Origin of the sequence: Vibrio sp. 10N.261.51.A3, assembly GCF_041471965.1 — a bacterium.
In the GTDB taxonomy this organism is placed as follows: domain Bacteria; phylum Pseudomonadota; class Gammaproteobacteria; order Enterobacterales; family Vibrionaceae; genus Vibrio; species Vibrio crassostreae_C.
In genome coordinates this window covers 1-18,884 of record NZ_JBFRPK010000075.1, presented here as the reverse complement: position 1 = coordinate 18,884, position 18,884 = coordinate 1, and the positions used below count along the sequence as shown (strand labels likewise).

The window sequence follows — 18,884 nt, the reverse complement described above, 5'->3', positions numbered from 1 at the left end:
AACAGAATGGTAATGAATTGACTGTGCCGAATAACTACAAGTAGTTAAACGTATTGGTCACTCAGTTCATTGAAATCAATTTTGATTCCGAAGAATCTGTTTTATCTAACGATAAAACGTTTTGATATTCATCAACGAGTGCCCACACAGATTGATAGGTTTAAATTGTTAAAGAGCTTTACTTGTTGAGCCTTCCCTTTAGTAAGGAGGCTCTCGAAGTGGACGGCCATTCTAGCGGATTAGATTCCAGTGTCAAACACTTTTTCCAGCTAATTTTTCAAAGCATCTTAAATGCTTATCACCGTCTTGTTACTCAGTTCAAACCGCTTGGTTATCCTTGGCAACGGAGGCGCATTATAGAGAGAATAATCCTTTGTACAAGACTAAAAACGAAAAAAAGCCGCCACCGGCGACCGTTCGAACACTATTCACACAAAGCGTTTAAAATAGGTACGATTAAGCCTTAATTTCGGCCAATCGTACCTACCGTTCTTACTTCAACTATTGGTGAGCAATAATGCGGTCGTTGTTTACTAATAGCTGCACTTTCTTATCTGGATTAATTTTTCCTGCCAGTATCGCTTTCGCTAACGGGTTCTCGACACTTTGTTGAATCGCTCTTTTCAAAGGTCGTGCACCATATACTGGATCAAAACCAACTTGAGAAATTAACTTGAGTGCTTTATCCGAAACTTCAAGCTCATAACCATTGTCTTCCATTCTCTTCTTAAGGTGCTCAAGCTGAATAGCGGCTATCGACTGAATGTGCTCTTGACCCAATGGATGGAACACCACGCTTTCATCAACTCGGTTCAAAAACTCAGGACGGAAATGTTTACCTACCACTTCCATCACTTCATTCTTTATTCCTTGGTAGTCGAGCGTATTGAAGTTCTCTTGAATTCTCGAAGAGCCAAGGTTGGATGTCATGATCACTACCGTGTTTCTAAAATCGACTGTACGACCTTGTCCATCAGTTAAGCGTCCATCATCAAGCACCTGCAATAAGATATTGAAAACATCAGGATGCGCTTTCTCTACTTCATCTAGCAAAATCACTGAATAAGGCTTGCGACGCACTGCTTCTGTTAAGTAACCACCTTCTTCATATCCAACGTAACCCGGAGGAGCACCAACCAAACGAGCAACAGAGTGTTTCTCCATAAACTCAGACATGTCGATACGCACCATTGCATCGTCACTATCAAACATGAAGTTCGCGAGTGTTTTACACAACTCCGTTTTACCAACGCCAGTTGGACCAAGGAATAAGAAAGATCCAATCGGCTTGTTTGGATCAGATAAACCTGCACGGCTACGACGAATCGCATTCGATACCACTTCGACTGCTTCCGCTTGGCCAATAACTCGCTTATGTAGAACACCTTCCATTTTAAGAAGCTTCTCTTTCTCGGCTTCTAGCATTTTAGAAACAGGTATGCCTGTTTGCTTCGATAGCACGTCTGCAATTTCTGCATCAGTGACCTTATTACGCAGCAGCGTCATTTCTTGCATTTCAGCTTGAGTCGCAAGATCTAACTGCTTCTCTAATTCTGGGATTCGACCGTATTGCAATTCAGACATTCGGTTAAGATCACCAGCACGTCTCGCAAAATCCATATCCATACGAGCTTGTTCTAGCTCTGACTTGATGTGTTGCGTGCCAGAAAGCGCGGCTTTCTCTGCATTCCACACTTCTTCAAGCTCTGCGAAATCTCGTTCTTTGTCAGAAAGCTCTTCTTGTAATGTTCGAAGGCGTTTTTCACTGGCTTCATCATTTTCATTGGTAAGAGCTTGCTGCTCGATCTTCAATTGAATGATTTTACGCTCGAGCTTATCTAGCGACTCAGGTTTTGAGTCGATCTGCATACGGATACTCGAAGCCGCTTCATCAATCAGATCAATCGCTTTATCCGGCAGTTGACGATCAGAAACGTATCGATGAGATAGTGTTGCTGCAGCCACGATTGCTGGGTCGGTAATTTCTACATGATGATGAAGTTCATAGCGCTCTTTCAAACCACGAAGAATCGCCACCGTGTCTTCAACCGTTGGTTCATCGACAAGCACTTTTTGGAAGCGGCGCTCTAACGCTGGATCTTTCTCTATGTATTGACGGTATTCATCAAGAGTCGTTGCGCCAACACAGTGGAGTTCACCACGAGCCAACGCTGGTTTTAACATGTTACCGGCATCCATAGAGCCTTCACCTTTACCAGCGCCGACCATAGTATGAATTTCATCGATGAAGAGAATGATATTGCCCTCTTCTTTAGACAATTCATTGAGGACTGACTTCAAACGCTCTTCAAACTCACCACGATATTTAGCGCCAGCTACCAAAGCACCCATGTCTAATGAAAGTACGCGTCGGCCTCTTAAACCTTCTGGCACTTCATTGTTAATAATGCGCTGAGCCAAACCTTCAACGATAGCTGTCTTACCAACACCAGGTTCACCGATAATGACTGGGTTGTTCTTAGTACGACGCTGAAGTACTTGGATAGTACGGCGGATTTCGTCATCTCGGCCAATTACCGGATCCAGCTTGCCTTGCTCCGCTCTTTCAGTCAGATCGATGGTGAACTTCTCTAACGCTTGGCGTCGGTCTTCGGCATTTGGGTCATCAACTTTTTGACCGCCACGAACCTGCTCGATAGCTTGAGATAATTTTTGCTCAGTAAGACCTAGCTCTTTAAGCAGGTTACCTAAAGGGCCTTTATCTTCAATTGCGGCAAGTAGGAAGACTTCCGAAGAAATGTATGTGTCTTGACGCTTTTGTGCGACCTTGTCACATAGGTTGAACAAAGTACCCATTGCATTCGACAGTTGAACATCACCACCGATACCACTTACTTTCGGTACACGGTCTAATATTTCGCTTAGCTTTGAACGCAATTGAACCACATCAATATTCAGCATGGTGAGCAATGGACGAATTGCACTACCATCTTGATTAAGCAAAGACACCATTAGGTGCACAGGCTCTATATATTGGTGATCACGACCTAATGCGAGCGACTGAGCATCAGATATCGCAATTTGGAATTTACTAGTGAATCGATCGAGACGCATGCCAACCTTCCTACTCTTAGATATGTTTATCTTATGGTTAGAAGATGGATACGGTAACGCGGATTTTCAAGGGATAAGAATGAAGAATAGAGCTGTTATAAAAATATAAATGAGCTGGATGACTGGTTGCACTAGTTAAAGGTTACTCTAACCAAATAAAAGTAGCTTGGCGTCCAGTAATACCATCACGACGATAAGAATAGAACGCATCGGCATCAGCGAAGGTACATAGATTAGAGTCTGTCACAGAAGTTACACCAACTTTGTTCAGTCGTTGCGTTGCAAGCTGAGACATATTCGCTAGCCATTTGCCTGGTTCAGCTTTGGCTTCAAATGCGAGCTTAGCTTGAGAGTCAAAACTAACGAAAGCTTCCAACACATCATCGCCTACTTCAAAAGCTTGTTTGCCTATTGCAGGACCAAGCCAAGCAATGATCTTATTCTCTGAACCTAAGTTTGAAAACTTTGCGACGGCATTTTCAAGAATTCCACCAGCAAGACCACGCCAACCAGCATGAACAGCTGCAACTTGAGTGCCTTTGGTATCAGTAAGGATTACAGGTAAGCAATCGGCTGTCATCGCAGAACAAACAACACCTTTAGCTGTGGTAAACGTACCGTCAGCATCAAGAATATCTGCCGTAGGGTGTAAAACCGTAACGACATCTGTTGAGTGAGTTTGATGTAGCCATACCGGAGCGGCAGGCATATTAGCGTGTTGCTTGAGCCAGGCTCTGTTGTTTTCAACAAGCGAAGTATCATCCCCAACATGCGTACCTAGGTTTAATCCTTGATACGCACCAGTAGAAAAACCATCAAAACGTGTCGAAGCAAATGCTTTCACGTTTTTTGGTGCATTCCAGTTAGGGATGATCATCGACATGATTAAATGTCGTCTTCCAAGTTTTCGCGAGCATCAACACGTAACGCTTCAGCCATCACAACCATGTCATTTGGCACAGGAGCGTGGAACTCAACTTCTTCACCTGTAATTGGGTGAACAAATTTAAGCATAACAGCGTGTAGCGCTTGGCGATCAAAAGAACGAATCATGGTCGTTAGTTCTTCAGATGCACCTTTTGGAATACGAGCACGGCCACCGTATGCAACGTCACCTAGCAGCGGATGCTGAAGGTATGACATGTGAACACGAATTTGGTGAGTACGACCCGTTTCTAGGCGTAGACGAATACGAGTATGCTCGCGGAAGTGCTCAGCAACACGGTAGTGAGTTACCGCTGGCTTTCCTAATTCATTTACATCCATCAAGGTACGCTTAGTTGCATGACGGCTAATGCCTTTCTCTACCACACCACCAGCGGTCATTTTGCCAATTGCAATTGCTTCATATTCACGAGTAATACGACGCTTAGCAAGAGCACGCACAAGACGAGTTTGAGCTGGAACCGTTTTAGCCACAACCATAAGACCTGTTGTGTCTTTATCAAGACGGTGCACAATACCTGCACGAGGCACTTCTGCAATCTGTGGGTAATGGAAAAGCAATGCGTTTAGTATGGTTCCATCCGGTGTGCCTGCGCCTGGGTGTACAACCAGATCGCGAGGCTTATTGATAACCAATAAGTCATCATCTTCGTAGACAATGTTTAGAGGAATATCTTGTGCTTCCCAGCGCTCTTCATCTGCAAGTTCAGCTTGCAAGATGATCTCTTCACCGCCCAAAACCTTAACGCGCGGCTTTGTAATAACTTCGCCATCCACTTGGATTTTGCCGTCAAGAAGCCACTCTTTAATGCGAGAGCGAGAAAAATCGGTAAATAGTTCAGCGACAGCTTGGTCTAAACGTTGACCTAACTGGCTGCTTTTTACTGTGTCTGTTAATGTGATCTGCTGAGCCATATCGAACTTTTTTAAAAACCGTGAGACTAATACCCATTAGTATGGATAAAATAGAATAATTGCATCATTGTATCTGTTACTGGTTAGAAAGTAACGGAAGCTTACGAAATATTTAATTCAAGGAATCGACGCCTGACATGAAACACCTTACTTTATCGGGTCTATTAGCCGTATCACTCTTGGTTGGTTGTTCAAGTAGTGAAGAGATAGTGCCAGATGTACCACCATCGGTTCTCTACTCTGACGCTCAAGAATCACTGCAGAGCGGTAGCTGGCTTTCAGCAATAGAAAAGCTAGAAGCCCTAGACTCACGTTACCCATTCGGCGCCTATTCTGAGCAAGTACAGCTCGATCTGATTTACGCTTACTACAAAAATGATGACTTGGCACTTGGCCTCGCTACCATTTCACGTTTCCTACGTTTGAACCCAACGCATGAGAAACAAGACTGGGTTCTTTACATGCGCGGCTTAACGCACATGGCGCAAGACCGAAACTTCATGCACGATATTTTTAATATCGACCGTAGTGACCGAGATCCTGAACCAGTGAAACTTGCGTTTGCTGACTTCAAGCGACTACTCGAACGTTTCCCTAGTAGCCCTTATGCTGAAGATGCACAAAAACGCATGTTCGCACTTAAGAACCGCCTAGCAGAGTATGACTTAGCAACCGCTGATTTCTACCTACGCCGCGAAGCTTGGATTGCTGCGATCAACAGAACGCAAGAGCTGCAAAAAACTTACCCAGACACCATTGCTGCGCGTAAGTCTTTAGATATCCAGCTAAAAGCTTATCAACAACTCGGCCTAGATGACGCTGTGTTAAGAACAGAAAAGTTGATTGAGTTAAACCCACTACCTTAATCAAACCTCTTACATCTCAATCCTAAAAGCGCGCTAATTTACTAGCGCGCTTTTTTTCATCTACATATCGCAAACTTGATGGATCGCATAATACACGGTATCTTCAAAAGATAACTTTTAACAAAACATCAACATGGAGTGTGGATGTGAGTAGGTTGTTATTATTTATCTGGATATCGCTATTTAGCCACTTATCCTACGCATTAGAACTGTCTCCATTAAGCAATAAGCCTTACATGGGTGACTTGGATGTGCTCAAAACCAAAGGAACGGTTAGAGTGCTAGTGTCTGCCGATCTTGGTTTCTATTACATCGAGGATGGCAAGCCAAAAGGCATCGTGGCAGAAATGCTCTACCACTTTGAGAAAAGCCTTCGTAAGAAACATCCCTATCTCAATGTTCAAATCATCCCCGTGCAACGAGATGATCTACTTCCCTCTTTAGAGTCTGGCTATGGTGATGTCGCTGTCGCTAACCTAACGATCACCGATAAACGATTACGAACCATCGATTTTTCGGATCCGATGATTAAAGATGGTAAAGAACTCATTATCACAGGGAAAAAGGCCGAACCTATCACCGAAATCAAGCAATTGAGTGGCAAAGAGGTGTGGATACGAGCAAGCTCGAGTTACTTCGAGAGTGTACAAAGAGTTAATAAGGAGCTTAACGAGCTAGGTTTACCACCACTGCATGTCCACTTTATCGAGGAGTCATTACAAGACTACGAGCTGATAGAACTGGTTAACCAAGGTTATATACAAGGCACAATTCTGGATAACCATAAAGCCAAGCTCTGGATCGATGTAATGGAAAACATTCAAGTCCATAACGACTTACCTTTACGACAAAATGGTCGTATTGCTTGGGCTTTAAGAAAAGACAGCCCTCAACTGAAGAAAGAGATAAACAAATACGTCAAGACCGCACGAACAGGCACCCTGCTTGGGAATGTCATCTACCAGAAATACATCGACAATACTCGCTGGTTAGGCCGAGCACTCAACCCCAATAAAGTAGACCGAGTAGCTAAACTCTCAGATGTCTTTGAAAAGTATTCGAGCAAGTATGAATTTGATCCTTTGATGATGTCAGCTCAAGGTTTCCAAGAATCAGGACTGGATCAGAGCCGGATTTCTCATCGCGGGGCTATTGGTGTGATGCAGGTATTACCGAGTACCGCCAAAGATAAAAACGTCAACATCAAGAACATCCATAAGGTGGATAACAACATCCATGCGGGTGTGAAGTATATGCGCTTTATCAAAGACCGATATTTTGACGACCCGGCAATATCACCCGACAATCAAATCTACTTTACCTTGGCTTCTTACAACGCTGGTCCTGCTAAGATCAGAAAGATGAGGAGCATTGCCAAGCAGAAAGGTTACAACCCAAACATCTGGTTTAAAAACGTAGAAATCATCACTCGCAAATACGTGAGTAAAGAACCCGTAACCTATGTTGCCAACATCAATCGTTACTTCGTAATCTATAAACAATTACAAGCTATCAATGCTATCCGAGAGGACAGCACAGCGAGATTACTGAACACTAACGACTAGGATCGCCTCCATCCCAGAGCTGGGGAGCCAAAGGTATTAGGTAAAGCTAAAAAACACAAAAGCCGCATAAGAATACTTATGCGGCTTTTGTTTATCTAATTCTGAAGAAGCTTATGTAGCGACCTATATTACAAGACCTATATCACAAAACACTATTGAGTAAATTTCAATCAAGCACTTTCCATAGGCTGTAGGACGCCCCTAAAAACTGATTTAATTTTTAGCGAAGCCTTGCCTCCAAGTTATCGTTTTTCATAAGGATAACAAGCATTTTTCGCCAAAAAGATACTAAGACTTGCGTAAGATCACATTTGATTTTAATGCTTATCCCACCCAACCAAAACAAGATCTAGATCACATTCTTTATTCCTAAAAGTCGTAATCTGAAGTTAACCCATGAGGGATACAACAGAGGAAAACTTCTATGAAAATGAACATCACTGGTAAAAACATCGACATTACCTCTGCAATCCGTGATCACATAGAAAGCAAATTTAAAAAGCTAGATAAATGGCAAGTAGACATCATTGGCTGCCAAGCGAGCTTTAGCGAAGAACCAAACAAGAAGAAGAAATTTGAAGCGGTACTAACCGTACCAAAAGGCCAACTTGTTGCTTCATCAATCCATGACGACCTCTACGTAGCGATCAACGAAGTAGAACAAAAACTAGAGCGTCAACTCAACAAGCTACGCCATAAACCAGAAGCGCGCCGCGCTGAAAAGCCTGAAATCGAAGAGCTAGAAGCTGAAGTAGAATAAGGAAAGAGAACAGATTAAAAAATAGCGCCTCAGGGCGCTATTTTTTTGCTTGACGCTCGTAGCTCGCTTGCTTATTGTGTTTAAACATTCATAAAACAATCACTTTTTATGCACACTCAATCTTTGTTTATTTTTGACTTCTTTTTTCTTCCGTAAATCGGAGGCTAAGTCGTTTTAGAAAAACAAGTCAAAAACGAACAAGAAGCCTCCCACACTAGGGAGGCTTTTTTATAAGGACACATTTATGACTGACCGCTCAATTTCACTGGATGATATCCGCCTTCGTCTTAATGATTTAGACGACGAACTCCTGAAGTTACTTTCAGAGCGTCGCAAGCTAAGTATCGAAGTCGCTAAAAGCAAAGTAGAGACATCAAAACCAGTTCGTGATGCAGTACGAGAACAACAACTATTAGTTAAACTGATCAACAACGGCAAAGATAAATACGAACTTGATGCGCAGTACATTACCAAGCTGTTTCACACCATCATCGAAGATTCCGTTTTACTACAACAGTCATACTTACAAAACCTAGCGAACCCGCAAAGCCGTAAACCATTGGCTCGCGTTGCATTCTTAGGTTCTAAGGGATCGTATTCTCACCTTGCGAGCCGCGAATACTTCAGCCGCAAGAATATGGAATTGATTGAGCTGAACTGTAATCACTTCAAAGAAGTCGCATCAACAGTAGAGTCTGGCCATGCCGACTACGGTGTCCTGCCGATTGAGAACACCAGTTCAGGGTCAATTAACGAGGTCTACGACCTGTTACAGCATACGACTCTATACATTGTTGGCGAACTTTCTCAACCGATTGAGCACTGCCTTGTTGCTAAAAGTGATATCCGTTTAGAAGACATCAAAACACTCTACTCGCACCCACAACCTCATCAACAATGCAGTGAGTTCTTGAGCCGCCTTAAGGGTGTCAACCTTGAGTCTTGCGCAAGCACCGCTGATGCAATGAAAAAAGTTAAAGAATTGGGTGGTAATGACGTAGCTGCTATTGGTAATGCATCGAGCGGTAAGCTTTATGGACTACAGCCAATCCAGAGCAATATTGCAAACCAAACAGAGAACCACACTCGTTTCATCGTTGTGGCGCGTAAGCCTGTTGAAGTATCGACTCAAATACCAGCGAAAACAACGCTCATCATGTCGACATCTCAAGAGGCGGGTTCTTTGGTAGAAACACTACTGATCCTGCAACGCTTAGGCATCAACATGACTAAGCTAGAATCTCGTCCTATCATGGGTAACCCTTGGGAAGAGATGTTCTATGTCGATTTAGAGGCGCATCTGGATTCAGATAATATGCAACAAGCGATAACGGAACTAACAGCCATTACTCGCCACCTTAAAGTGTTGGGTTGCTACCCAAGTGAGAACATCAAAGCGACTCAAGTTAAGTTGTCATAGCTGAAAGTGAGTATCAGCTTTTAGCTAACATAAGTATTTGGCCTACAGCAGGCCAAATACTTAAATCACCCTCTAGTCGAGTACTATTCTCGCTAAGAAAACTCACCCTAGCATGCCTGAAACACAATTCACTTGTTTCGCACATTCGGCACGCTTACTCTCTCCACTACTTGAGCCTTTCTAACAAAAACTCATTAGTGGCTTTTTTTATCAATAAAGACAAAACCTTACCCCCTTCACAGGAAATCATCGAACTACGTATAATTAATAGCGAGTAAGCATTAAGTAACATAAACTTATGCGCTTAATTTATAAATAGTGTTGTCATTAACTATGAAGCTAAGTACTAAAATCTTACTACTAATAGCCCCTGTGATACTGATCAGTACCGCGGCTTCTAGCTATATTATTTATTCGACGCAAAAAAGCAGTTTCATCAAACGCGAAGACAACGCACTTCAACTGAACATGGAAAAACTAGCCGGATACTTTCGCCAATCTCGTTCGTTCCTCAATAGCTACTCTTACACCTTGACCCAGAGTGATATGGTGAAGCGTTATTTTCTCACTGATCAAAATCTATCTCGCGATCTTGAACTGGTCAGTAATCTTCGAGAAGCCATTCATTTCCTGCAAGATGACGATGAAAGCTATACAGGTTTAGCGCTTCTTAATGGTGATCGAAAACTGCGTTATTACGCGGATAATAGCAATGACTCACGCACTCAGATCGACAGTAAGATATTGGAGTATGTTGACCAGCACTATCAAGACACCCTAGCAACATCGAGTACCAACTATATTCAAAACTCCCAAGGCGAAGGGATGTTGGTTCACTATGACAAGGTAGATAGAAAAGCGATTTTCCCAACCGTTAACAATCAACCCGACGATGTGTTCTTTGTTGTTGTCTCTGTCTCTCTCGACAAATTTAATGCGCTGAGAAAACAGATAGAGTTCGACTACCAAACCAGTTTGTTCTTCACCTCCATAGCGGTTTCTTTGGAAAATGATGTCACCCACTCAGTCAAGCTTGCACCAGAACTGTACGCCACGGTCGACCCGGCGCAATTCCTGTTGGAAAACAAGCTCGATTCGATTTGGAACAAGCTGAGTTTGTCGTTTGCACTGTCTGCGTTTGTGACTGTCGCTCTGCTACTCATGCTTCTGTCTCGCACTGTGATTACTCCAATAACACGGCTCGATCGACAGCTACAGCAAGTCGAAAAAAAACAACGTAAGAACATTGAACGCTTAGGCACTCGTGATGAACTTGGCCGCTTATCACAGCGTTTTTATGACATGTACCAAGAGCTAGACAACACCTACCAGCAAACCAAGCTCTTGGCCGAAAATGATCAGTTAACCCAAATAGCCAATAGGCATCAGTTTCAAACCTTCGTTCAGCAATCGTTGCCAAAACCGAGTTCGAATACCGAAACCTGGGTTCTCTATTTTGACTTGGACAACTTCAAGTTTGTGAACGACAAATACGGGCATCAAATCGGCGACTCGATTCTGGTTTCTTTTGCTCAGCGTATTTCAGATATTTGTCGTCATTATAAAGAGGAATTCGACGCTCATTGTATGCCAGCCCGACTTTCTGGAGACGAGTTCGTTGTCTACATTAACGCTCCTAGTCACCGAGGAAATGTCGCGCATCGATTCTCGAACGATTTACTGACTCCACTGCAAAAAGGTTTTGTCACCGAATCAGGCAGCTTTCCGATCACGGTCAGTATTGGTATTGCGACCTACCCTAATGATGGCAACTCAATCGAGAAGCTACTGTCCAACGCGGATACTGCGATGTACCAAGCCAAGCGTGCCGGTAAAAACCAATTTGCTGACTATTCACGGGATTTAGACAAAGCCATTCAGCGCCAAGCAGACATTGAACGTGCGCTTAGAGGTGAGAATTTTGATGATGAATTCAGGCTCGTTTACATGCCCTACATGGATTCCACCGGGACTGATGTTATTGGCGTTGAGGTGTTATTGCGTTGGAATTCAAAGCAACTTGGTTTGGTTCCACCAGATGAGTTCATTCCAATAGCCGAACAAACCGGGCTGTTTGAACATGTTGACCGCTGGGTAATACAGAATGCGTTTGCTTCATTCCATCGACTTCAGGCTCAATTTGATCACTCAATTCAATTGTCGATCAACCTATCTTCTGCTGGCATTGAAACCACTCATCTTGCGGGTTTCATTAAAGAACACGCGGAGTTAAATCGAATTCCACCAAGCCTAATCGATTTTGAAATCACTGAAACCTTTTACTCAAATTCAGAAGGTTTTCCATTGCTGAACGAACTGGCATGCATGGGCTATCGACTTGCGATTGATGATTTTGGTTCCGGTTACACCTCTATCACTCAACTGGTGCAGTATCCAACTCAGAAAATTAAATTGGATAAAGCGTTTTTGGATACCTTGATTGAGACCAATAACCAGAACATCGTAAAACCGGTTATCGGGTTGTGTCATGCTCAGGGGAAAAAGGTCACCGCCGAAGGGATTGAAACTCAAGACATGCACCAGTGGTTACAGGATGCACAGTGCGATATGCTGCAAGGCTATTACTTTGGTAAACCCATGCCACTAGAAGAGTTGAGTGACTGGTACCGACAACATCAACTCAATCTAATCGACAACAAAAAGAATCCGACACATGAAATCTGTAATCATCGCATCGCTGAACCCAGCTAAAATAAACGCCGTTAAAAGTGCGTTCTTATCTGCTTTTCCTGATACTGAATTTGATTTCAAAGGCATCAGCGTCCCTAGTGGTGTCGCCGATCAACCGATGAGCAATGATGAAACCTATCAAGGTGCCGTGAATCGAGTTCACAACGCAACTCAAGCTCAGCCTGATGCAGACTTCTATGTTGGTCTAGAAGCGGGAATAGAAACAAACGTCACCTTTGCCTGGATGGTGATCGAAGCGAATGGCCAACGTGGCGAGTCTCGTTCAGCAAGTCTGATGCTGCCACCAGCCGTGCTTGAGAAACTAGAGCATGCAAACGAGTTAGGGGATGTGATGGATGAAGTGTTTGGTACCGACAATATCAAACAGAAAGGTGGTGCCATTGGCCTACTGACACATAACCAATTGTCACGCAGTTCGGTCTATCATCAAGCTTTAATTTTGGCTCTGATCCCATTTGTGAATCCTGAACACTTTCCTATTTAGTATTTGAGGCTTCCTTAAACTTCAAAAGATTCCAAGAACAATCTTCAGAAACAAAAAACGCTAACATCCAGTTAGCGTTTTTTATCGAATTCGTATTCATACTATCGCGTGATAGCTTAATTCCATTATTACTTTAGCAATAGGTCGGCGATCACGACTTTCTCTTGCTCAGATTTGGCCTTTAGCTCATTTGAGCCTCTGGTTATCGTCGCTACGCCTACGCCCAGCATTTGACTCACCTGTCGTTGAGACATATCGCCTTTCATCAGCTCACAGAAGATATTAATTCGAGCAACCAGAGCATCTCGCTCGTCTGGTGTCATCATCATAGTCAACAACAGCTCGTGCTGATCTTTTTCGACAGCCGTCTTTACCAAGTCCATCAGTTGTTGCCAATTATCATATTCAGGTTGTGATGCCATATCTCTACACTTACTTTTAAATTCTGACTTTAAAGAGTCGCTTAACGATTGAAAGCGTTTAACACTTTATACCGAAACACTTGATGCGATCCAATGTAAAAAGGCAGTAAGTGGAAATGGTTAGCACTCACTGCCTTTATTCTTACTCAGTTTCGGGCCAAATGCCGAAGGCTTAGTATTTCGTTTTTGCCTCATGGGGCGCTAAAAACGTCCCTTTCTCACCCAAGATATCTCGATAGTAGGTCTCAAACATCAAGATATTCTGAACGTAGCCACGTGTCTCTTTGAATGGGATCATTTCGATAAATGCAAAGGCATCGAGCTTTTCATCGCTGCGTGAACGCCACTGTTTCACACGGCTAGGTCCAGCATTATAAGCCGCAAACGCAAAGATACGGTTGTCATCATATTGAGCGAGTAAACCATCTAAGTAGTGACTGCCAATCTCAATGTTTTTGCCGACATCATAAAGATCATCGCTGCCCTGATACTTAATCTTATGTTTGTTCGCTGTGTATTGCGCCGTCTTGGGCATAATTTGCATAATGCCACGCGCGCCAACTGGAGAGCGAGCTTCTGAATCCATCGCACTCTCTTGTCTTGCTAAAGACATCAAAGTGATTGGATCGAGATCGTGCTTTTCAGCGTAGAAGTTAAACCACCACTTATGAGCAACAGGGAAGCGCAGCGCAATGTTATCCCACATCTTCGCAGAGATACTCGCTGTTACGGTAAAGTGATTCCAACGCTGTGTCGCAGCGTAAGCGGCAAGCATCTCTTTTTGCTCTTTATCTGCATTGGTCAGTAACCAGCGCCATTCACTTTTCGCTGCCGCAATTTTGTCTCGGTCAATCAGTTCACCAATACGCACCAAAGAGGTGTCGAATGGCTTCACTGTTTCAGCATTGTATTTAAGTGTCGATGTTGGATATTGAACTGGCTTACCTAACTGCTTAGCCGCAGCCACACTGTAGAAATTACGCTGACCCAAGATATCTGACAGTCGCTTATTGCCTTTGTCAGTATCGCCCGTCGCGATTTCAGCTCTGCCCTGCCAATATTGCCAACGAAGCGAAGCCTGATGTTTATCATCCAAGCGCGCTATCCACTCTTTCAAACCCGTCCAATCGGCATGTTGAATTGCTAAGCGAGCACGTCGTTCCAGCAGAACTTGCTTTGATGAACTCGCGAGCATTTTGTCGCGCCACACCATTAACTCTTCAGAGTCGGTGTTGATCAGACGAAACGTTAGGTAATCAGCGAGCTCTTGAGATTTCTCTTTCGAAAACTTCTGAGCCTTGATGACATCATCAAACACCTTTTGAGCACTGCTTGATGATTTCCTTGCTAGCTTCTCGAAAGCAAACTCGGTTTGAGCTTGGTAGAATTCATTCGCTGGATGTTTTTTAGCAAACGCGAGTACATTTTCAGGCTTGTTGTACAACGCCTTCATCTGCTTCGCTTGAGCAATTGACTCATCATGATCCAATTGCTTAATCAGATAGCTCATTAACTTACCGTTACGGCCCTCGAACGCTAGCAGCATTCTATCCAGAATCAGCTCATCAGTTCTTAGTCCAGCTTGATCCCAGCTTTTAAATAAAGGGTCACAAGCGTCATCAACACCACTACCACTCAACCAAAGTTGTTTAGCTCCTTTAAAGGCAAGCTCTTGGTTACCTTGCTCGTAATGCGCTCGATAATAAATACATTGGTATTTTTCACCGACAGGCTCTTTGGTTTGAAACTCAAGGATCGTCTTCCACTGTTTTTGAGAAGCCAATGAATCCAAATAAGGTGCGCGCATTCGATTGGAGAAAGGCAATGCCTTGTTCTCTTCAATGAAAGCATCGACCTCAGCAGGTGTGCGATCACCTAAGCCAATCAGAAAGGCCCGATAATCGGTGTAAGGTGTTAAAGGGTATGTTTGAATTTTGTTACGCAGCGCGGAGTAAGCTTTTAGATCACGGCTGTCTAAAACCTCTTGCGCTTTATCATAAACGTCACGCTGCATTTCAAGCTCGGATGCATTGCTAGCCATAGCGACCGGAGCCAGTGAAACCGAAGACAAAATTGCCGATGCAGCCACAGCAATTTTCGTATTACCAATGCGGAAAAACATTCGCTCTTTCCTTAGTGCGTGTATGAATACGTGAAGTCTATTTACGCCCGACATCACATCAAATGTAAAGGATTTGAGTGTAAATATTATTAATATTTAACACTTCGCCTCAGAAGCCCATTAAATATAGTTTTAATGACCAATGTGACAATAATAGGTAAGGATTAGTTCAAGAGTGGCTTTTCTGCCCTAGGAGTAACATCTTTGAGGATATTGGTATAAAATAGCAGACAATTTTGAACAATAATTAGGATCGATCGGCAATGGCTGAATACGTATATACCATGTCTCGGGTGAGCAAAACTGTTCCACCTAAGCGTCAAATTCTTAAAGACATTTCTCTTAGCTTTTTTCCTGGCGCTAAAATCGGTGTTTTGGGTCTAAATGGTTCAGGTAAATCTACCCTACTACGTATCATGGCTGGTATTGATACTGATATTGATGGTGAAGCACGTGCACAACAAGGCCTTAAAGTAGGTTATCTACCACAAGAGCCTGTGCTAGACGAATCAAAAACTGTTCGTGAAATCGTAGAAGAAGCGGTTTCTGACGTTGCTGACGCACTTAAGCGTATTGATGCGGTTTACGCAGCTTACGCAGAACCAGATGCAGACTTCGATGCACTGGCAAAAGAGCAAGGCGAACTAGAAGCTCTGATTCAAGCAAAAGACGGTCACAACTTAGAGACTGCTCTAGAGCGTGCTGCTGATGCACTTCGTCTTCCTGAGTGGGATGCGAAAATTGAATTCCTATCAGGTGGTGAGCGTCGTCGTGTTGCTATCTGTCGTCTACTTCTTGAAAAGCCAGACATGCTGCTTCTTGATGAACCAACCAACCACTTGGATGCAGAATCAGTAGCATGGCTTGAGCACTTCCTTGTTGATTACAGTGGTACTGTTGTGGCGATTACCCACGACCGTTACTTCCTAGACAACGCAGCTGGCTGGATTCTAGAACTTGACCGTGGTGAAGGTATCCCATGGGAAGGTAACTACACGTCTTGGCTAGAGCAAAAAGACGAGCGTCTTAAGCAAGAAAAAGCGGGCGAAAGCGCACGTCAAAAGACAATCGAGAAAGAACTTGAATGGGTTCGTCAAAACCCTAAAGGCCGTCAAGCTAAGTCTAAAGCTCGTATGGCTCGTTTTGAAGAATTGACAACTGGCCAATACCAGAAGCGTAACGAAACCAACGAACTGTTCATCCCGCCAGGTGAGCGTCTAGGTGATAAAGTTCTTGAAGTGAACAACCTGACTAAATCGTTTGGTGATCGCGTTCTTATCGACGACCTATCGTTCAGCATGCCTAAGGGCGCAATCGTCGGTATCGTTGGTGCCAACGGTGCAGGTAAATCAACACTATTCAAGATGCTAAGCGGTGCAGAACAGCCAGATTCAGGTACAGTTGAACTAGGCGAAACCGTTAAGCTTGCTTCTGTTGATCAGTTCCGTGACAGCATGGACGACACTAAGACAGTATTCCAAGAGATCTCTGAAGGCGCTGATATCATTAAGATCAACAACTTCGAAATCCCTGCGCGTGCTTACTGTTCTCGTTTCAACTTTAAAGGCAACGACCAACAGAAGATCATCGGTGAGCTTTCTGGTGGTGAACGTAACCGTGTTCACTTAGCGAAACTGCTAAAAGCGGGCGGTAACGTACTGCTACTCGATGAGCCTACCAACGACCTTGACGTTGAAACGCTACGTGCTCTTGAAGAAGCACTGCTTGAATTCCCGGGCTGTGCAATGGTTATCTCGCATGACCGTTGGTTCCTTGACCGTATTGCGACCCATATCTTAGACTACCGTGATGAAGGTCAAGTTAACTTCTACGAAGGTAACTATACTGAGTACACTGAGTGGCTTAAGCAGACTCTAGGCGCACAAGCGGCAGAGCCGCACCGTATCAAGTACAAGCGTATAGCTAAGTAAATAAGCTTGTATTTTGAACAAAGGCCGCGATAATAGCGGCCTTTGATATATCTGGCTTACGTGTAATGCATCGATATAGAGAGATTACTTATGGTTGAAAGACGTCAATTTTCACGAGTTATTTATCAAGTCCCGACTGAGATCTCACAAGGACAAGTAAAGGTATCAGGCTCAGTGCAAGACTTATCACTCCATGGTTTACTCATTCAATGCAATGAATCAAAACAACTTAGCCATGATGTCCCTGTTCAAGTGAGCTTTAAACTCGAAAACAGTGATATCAATATTCAGTTAGAAGCAACGATAGTCTCTACCATCAATACCTCAATGCGTTTACGCATAGAGCATTTAGATATTGATAGTATCAGCCACCTTAAGCGCCTTGTTGAGCTTAATGTTGGTGACGATGACCTGCTTTATAGAGAGATTGAACACCTTACCGACTTAGGTAAGGAATAATATCTCCATTACCCTTTTTCTATTAGAAGCATTTAGTTAATACAGAACCATGTCTAAAAAAGTGTCCATTACTATTCCCTCTAGTCAGGGGGAACAGACGTTTTACTTCGGCCGTAAAGCCGTGCTCATTTGCACTACTGCCATTTTTTCAGTACCGCTATTGATTGGCGGAGCGGCGTACATGCACTTCGAGAGTAAACAAGAACTCGCACTGCAAGCGGGTGATGCCCAACAGTTGATTGAAACACTGATTGTTGAAAAAGAACAAACAGAATTTCTTTATGCTGAGCAAGTAGAAACCAACCATTCGCTATCGCAAACACTGACCGAGAAAGAAGGCACGATTCAGCTACTTGGTAAGCGTGTATTCGATGTGGAATCAGTACTGGGTCTTGCTGATGAAGATCTGCTTACCGATGATATTTCTTTAGAAGATCGCATTGATGCGGCTGCAGTCGATTCAGCAGTAAGAGCCACAATGTTCCGCTTGATTCCAAACGACAGTCCGATGGCTTATCAACGTATATCTTCTTCTTATGGTAGCCGCACTAACCCTATTTCAGGGAAACGCCATGTACATACTGGTATCGATCTAACGTGTAAGCGTGGTGAAGATATTGTCGCGCCCGCAGATGGAGTCATTGAAACGGTACGCCCAAGTAAAAAAGGCTTCGGCAACTTTATCACCATGCGCCATTCATTTGGCTTCATGAGCTCTTACGCGCATCTGCAAAAATTCAAAGTTCGCAGCGGTCAGTTTGTCAGTAAAGGTGATGTGATTGCGAGCTGTGGTAACTCAGGTAACTCAACTGGGCCACATCTGCATTATGAAGTACGCTTCCTTGGTCGCTCATTGAACCCTCAATACTTGATGGATTGGACACCAGAAAACTTCAATTACGTGTTTGAGAAAGAGAAAAAGGTGAAATGGGGCCCACTCGTTCAGCTGATTGATAACGTGGTTCGCTTGCAGATCAACCTAACTAACGTGCCTTACATCAGTTCAACTATCGACACAGTATCCAGCGATGATAACCGAGTATCGAACGAGAATAACAAAGAGCCTATCGTGACTAACTAGGTTTGTTCGTTTGGCCCATGATGATCAAAATGCATTTCGCCTACTATAGGCCAGATGCAATATCGGCATTCAACACAAACAAAAAGAGCGACCAAATGGTCGCTCTTTTTTATTTGTGCGCCGAGCA

The 18,884-nt window shown here is 43.6% G+C and carries 14 protein-coding genes and 1 other annotated feature; of the genes, 9 read left to right on the top strand and 5 right to left on the bottom strand.

The features are described 5' to 3' along the window. Positions 1 to 501 precede the first annotated feature (501 nt). From clpB to rluD, 3 genes are all read right to left on the bottom strand, one after another. On the bottom strand, positions 502 to 3,075 hold the full coding sequence (clpB, locus tag AB4371_RS17730) for an ATP-dependent chaperone ClpB (protein ID WP_065584733.1): 2,574 nt from the start codon (positions 3,073 to 3,075) through the stop codon (positions 502 to 504). A 142-nt stretch (positions 3,076 to 3,217) separates the two neighbouring features. Continuing rightward, complete coding sequence (gene pgeF / locus AB4371_RS17725) at positions 3,218 to 3,958, bottom strand: peptidoglycan editing factor PgeF (protein ID WP_017059365.1); 741 nt, start codon at positions 3,956 to 3,958, stop codon at positions 3,218 to 3,220. Positions 3,959 to 3,960: 2 nt separating this feature from the next. Then, a complete protein-coding gene (gene rluD / locus AB4371_RS17720; protein ID WP_017059364.1) occupies positions 3,961 to 4,935 on the bottom strand; it encodes a 23S rRNA pseudouridine(1911/1915/1917) synthase RluD in 975 nt (324 codons plus the stop codon). Positions 4,936 to 5,072: 137 nt separating this feature from the next. On the opposite strand from rluD, the gene AB4371_RS17715 reads away from it, so the two are divergent. The 6 genes from AB4371_RS17715 (at position 5,073) to yjjX (ending at position 12,742) form a co-directional block, all read left to right on the top strand. Then, positions 5,073 to 5,801 (top strand): outer membrane protein assembly factor BamD, encoded by a 729-nt coding sequence (locus tag AB4371_RS17715; RefSeq protein ID WP_017059363.1) that lies wholly within the window; start codon positions 5,073 to 5,075, stop codon positions 5,799 to 5,801. Between the two features lie 140 nt (positions 5,802 to 5,941). Next, on the top strand, positions 5,942 to 7,366 hold the full coding sequence (locus AB4371_RS17710; protein ID WP_372150412.1) for a transporter substrate-binding domain-containing protein: 1,425 nt from the start codon (positions 5,942 to 5,944) through the stop codon (positions 7,364 to 7,366). Between the two features lie 424 nt (positions 7,367 to 7,790). Next, positions 7,791 to 8,126, top strand: coding sequence for a ribosome hibernation-promoting factor, HPF/YfiA family (gene hpf, locus AB4371_RS17705; RefSeq protein WP_004735034.1), 336 nt, complete (start codon positions 7,791 to 7,793; stop codon positions 8,124 to 8,126). Positions 8,127 to 8,236: 110 nt separating this feature from the next. Further along, positions 8,237 to 8,358, top strand: a sequence feature (Phe leader region). A 12-nt stretch (positions 8,359 to 8,370) separates the two neighbouring features. Continuing rightward, positions 8,371 to 9,546: a prephenate dehydratase gene (gene pheA / locus AB4371_RS17700; protein ID WP_017059361.1), complete on the top strand. Its 1,176-nt coding sequence runs from the start codon at positions 8,371 to 8,373 to the stop codon at positions 9,544 to 9,546. Positions 9,547 to 9,879: 333 nt separating this feature from the next. Beyond that, positions 9,880 to 12,258, top strand: coding sequence for an EAL domain-containing protein (locus tag AB4371_RS17695; RefSeq protein ID WP_372150411.1), 2,379 nt, complete (start codon positions 9,880 to 9,882; stop codon positions 12,256 to 12,258). Beyond that, complete coding sequence (gene yjjX, locus AB4371_RS17690; RefSeq protein ID WP_048606829.1) at positions 12,221 to 12,742, top strand: inosine/xanthosine triphosphatase; 522 nt, start codon at positions 12,221 to 12,223, stop codon at positions 12,740 to 12,742. The genes AB4371_RS17695 and yjjX overlap by 38 nt, the downstream gene beginning before the upstream one ends. Before the next feature lie 128 nt (positions 12,743 to 12,870). Here yjjX and trpR read toward each other — a convergent pair whose 3' ends face one another. Continuing rightward, on the bottom strand, positions 12,871 to 13,164 hold the full coding sequence (gene trpR / locus AB4371_RS17685; RefSeq protein ID WP_017059358.1) for a trp operon repressor: 294 nt from the start codon (positions 13,162 to 13,164) through the stop codon (positions 12,871 to 12,873). Between the two features lie 172 nt (positions 13,165 to 13,336). Beyond that, on the bottom strand, positions 13,337 to 15,286 hold the full coding sequence (gene sltY, locus AB4371_RS17680) for a murein transglycosylase (RefSeq protein WP_102321444.1): 1,950 nt from the start codon (positions 15,284 to 15,286) through the stop codon (positions 13,337 to 13,339). A 263-nt stretch (positions 15,287 to 15,549) separates the two neighbouring features. Between sltY and ettA the strand changes: the two genes are divergently transcribed. The 3 genes from ettA to AB4371_RS17665 all read left to right on the top strand — a co-directional run bounded on the left by ettA (position 15,550) and on the right by AB4371_RS17665 (position 18,757). Next, positions 15,550 to 17,217 (top strand): energy-dependent translational throttle protein EttA, encoded by a 1,668-nt coding sequence (gene ettA / locus AB4371_RS17675; RefSeq protein ID WP_017056147.1) that lies wholly within the window; start codon positions 15,550 to 15,552, stop codon positions 17,215 to 17,217. A gap of 90 nt (positions 17,218 to 17,307) precedes the next feature. Continuing rightward, complete coding sequence (locus tag AB4371_RS17670) at positions 17,308 to 17,676, top strand: PilZ domain-containing protein (protein ID WP_017059356.1); 369 nt, start codon at positions 17,308 to 17,310, stop codon at positions 17,674 to 17,676. Positions 17,677 to 17,725: 49 nt separating this feature from the next. After that, complete coding sequence (locus AB4371_RS17665) at positions 17,726 to 18,757, top strand: M23 family metallopeptidase (protein WP_372102423.1); 1,032 nt, start codon at positions 17,726 to 17,728, stop codon at positions 18,755 to 18,757. Positions 18,758 to 18,884: the final 127 nt, after the last annotated feature.

Excerpts from the sequence above, each read along its gene's own strand:
- clpB (WP_065584733.1), bottom strand. The coding sequence starts at position 3,075 with ATGCGTCTCGATCGATTCACTAGTAAATTCCAAATTGCGATATCTGAT.
- pgeF (WP_017059365.1), bottom strand. The coding sequence starts at position 3,958 with ATGTCGATGATCATCCCTAACTGGAATGCACCAAAAAACGTGAAAGCA.
- rluD (WP_017059364.1), bottom strand. The coding sequence starts at position 4,935 with ATGGCTCAGCAGATCACATTAACAGACACAGTAAAAAGCAGCCAGTTA.
- AB4371_RS17715 (WP_017059363.1), top strand. The coding sequence starts at position 5,073 with ATGAAACACCTTACTTTATCGGGTCTATTAGCCGTATCACTCTTGGTT.
- hpf (WP_004735034.1), top strand. The coding sequence starts at position 7,791 with ATGAAAATGAACATCACTGGTAAAAACATCGACATTACCTCTGCAATC.
- pheA (WP_017059361.1), top strand. The coding sequence starts at position 8,371 with ATGACTGACCGCTCAATTTCACTGGATGATATCCGCCTTCGTCTTAAT.
- AB4371_RS17695 (WP_372150411.1), top strand. The coding sequence starts at position 9,880 with ATGAAGCTAAGTACTAAAATCTTACTACTAATAGCCCCTGTGATACTG.
- yjjX (WP_048606829.1), top strand. The coding sequence starts at position 12,221 with ATGAAATCTGTAATCATCGCATCGCTGAACCCAGCTAAAATAAACGCC.
- trpR (WP_017059358.1), bottom strand. The coding sequence starts at position 13,164 with ATGGCATCACAACCTGAATATGATAATTGGCAACAACTGATGGACTTG.
- sltY (WP_102321444.1), bottom strand. The coding sequence starts at position 15,286 with ATGTTTTTCCGCATTGGTAATACGAAAATTGCTGTGGCTGCATCGGCA.
- ettA (WP_017056147.1), top strand. The coding sequence starts at position 15,550 with ATGGCTGAATACGTATATACCATGTCTCGGGTGAGCAAAACTGTTCCA.
- AB4371_RS17670 (WP_017059356.1), top strand. The coding sequence starts at position 17,308 with ATGGTTGAAAGACGTCAATTTTCACGAGTTATTTATCAAGTCCCGACT.
- AB4371_RS17665 (WP_372102423.1), top strand. The coding sequence starts at position 17,726 with ATGTCTAAAAAAGTGTCCATTACTATTCCCTCTAGTCAGGGGGAACAG.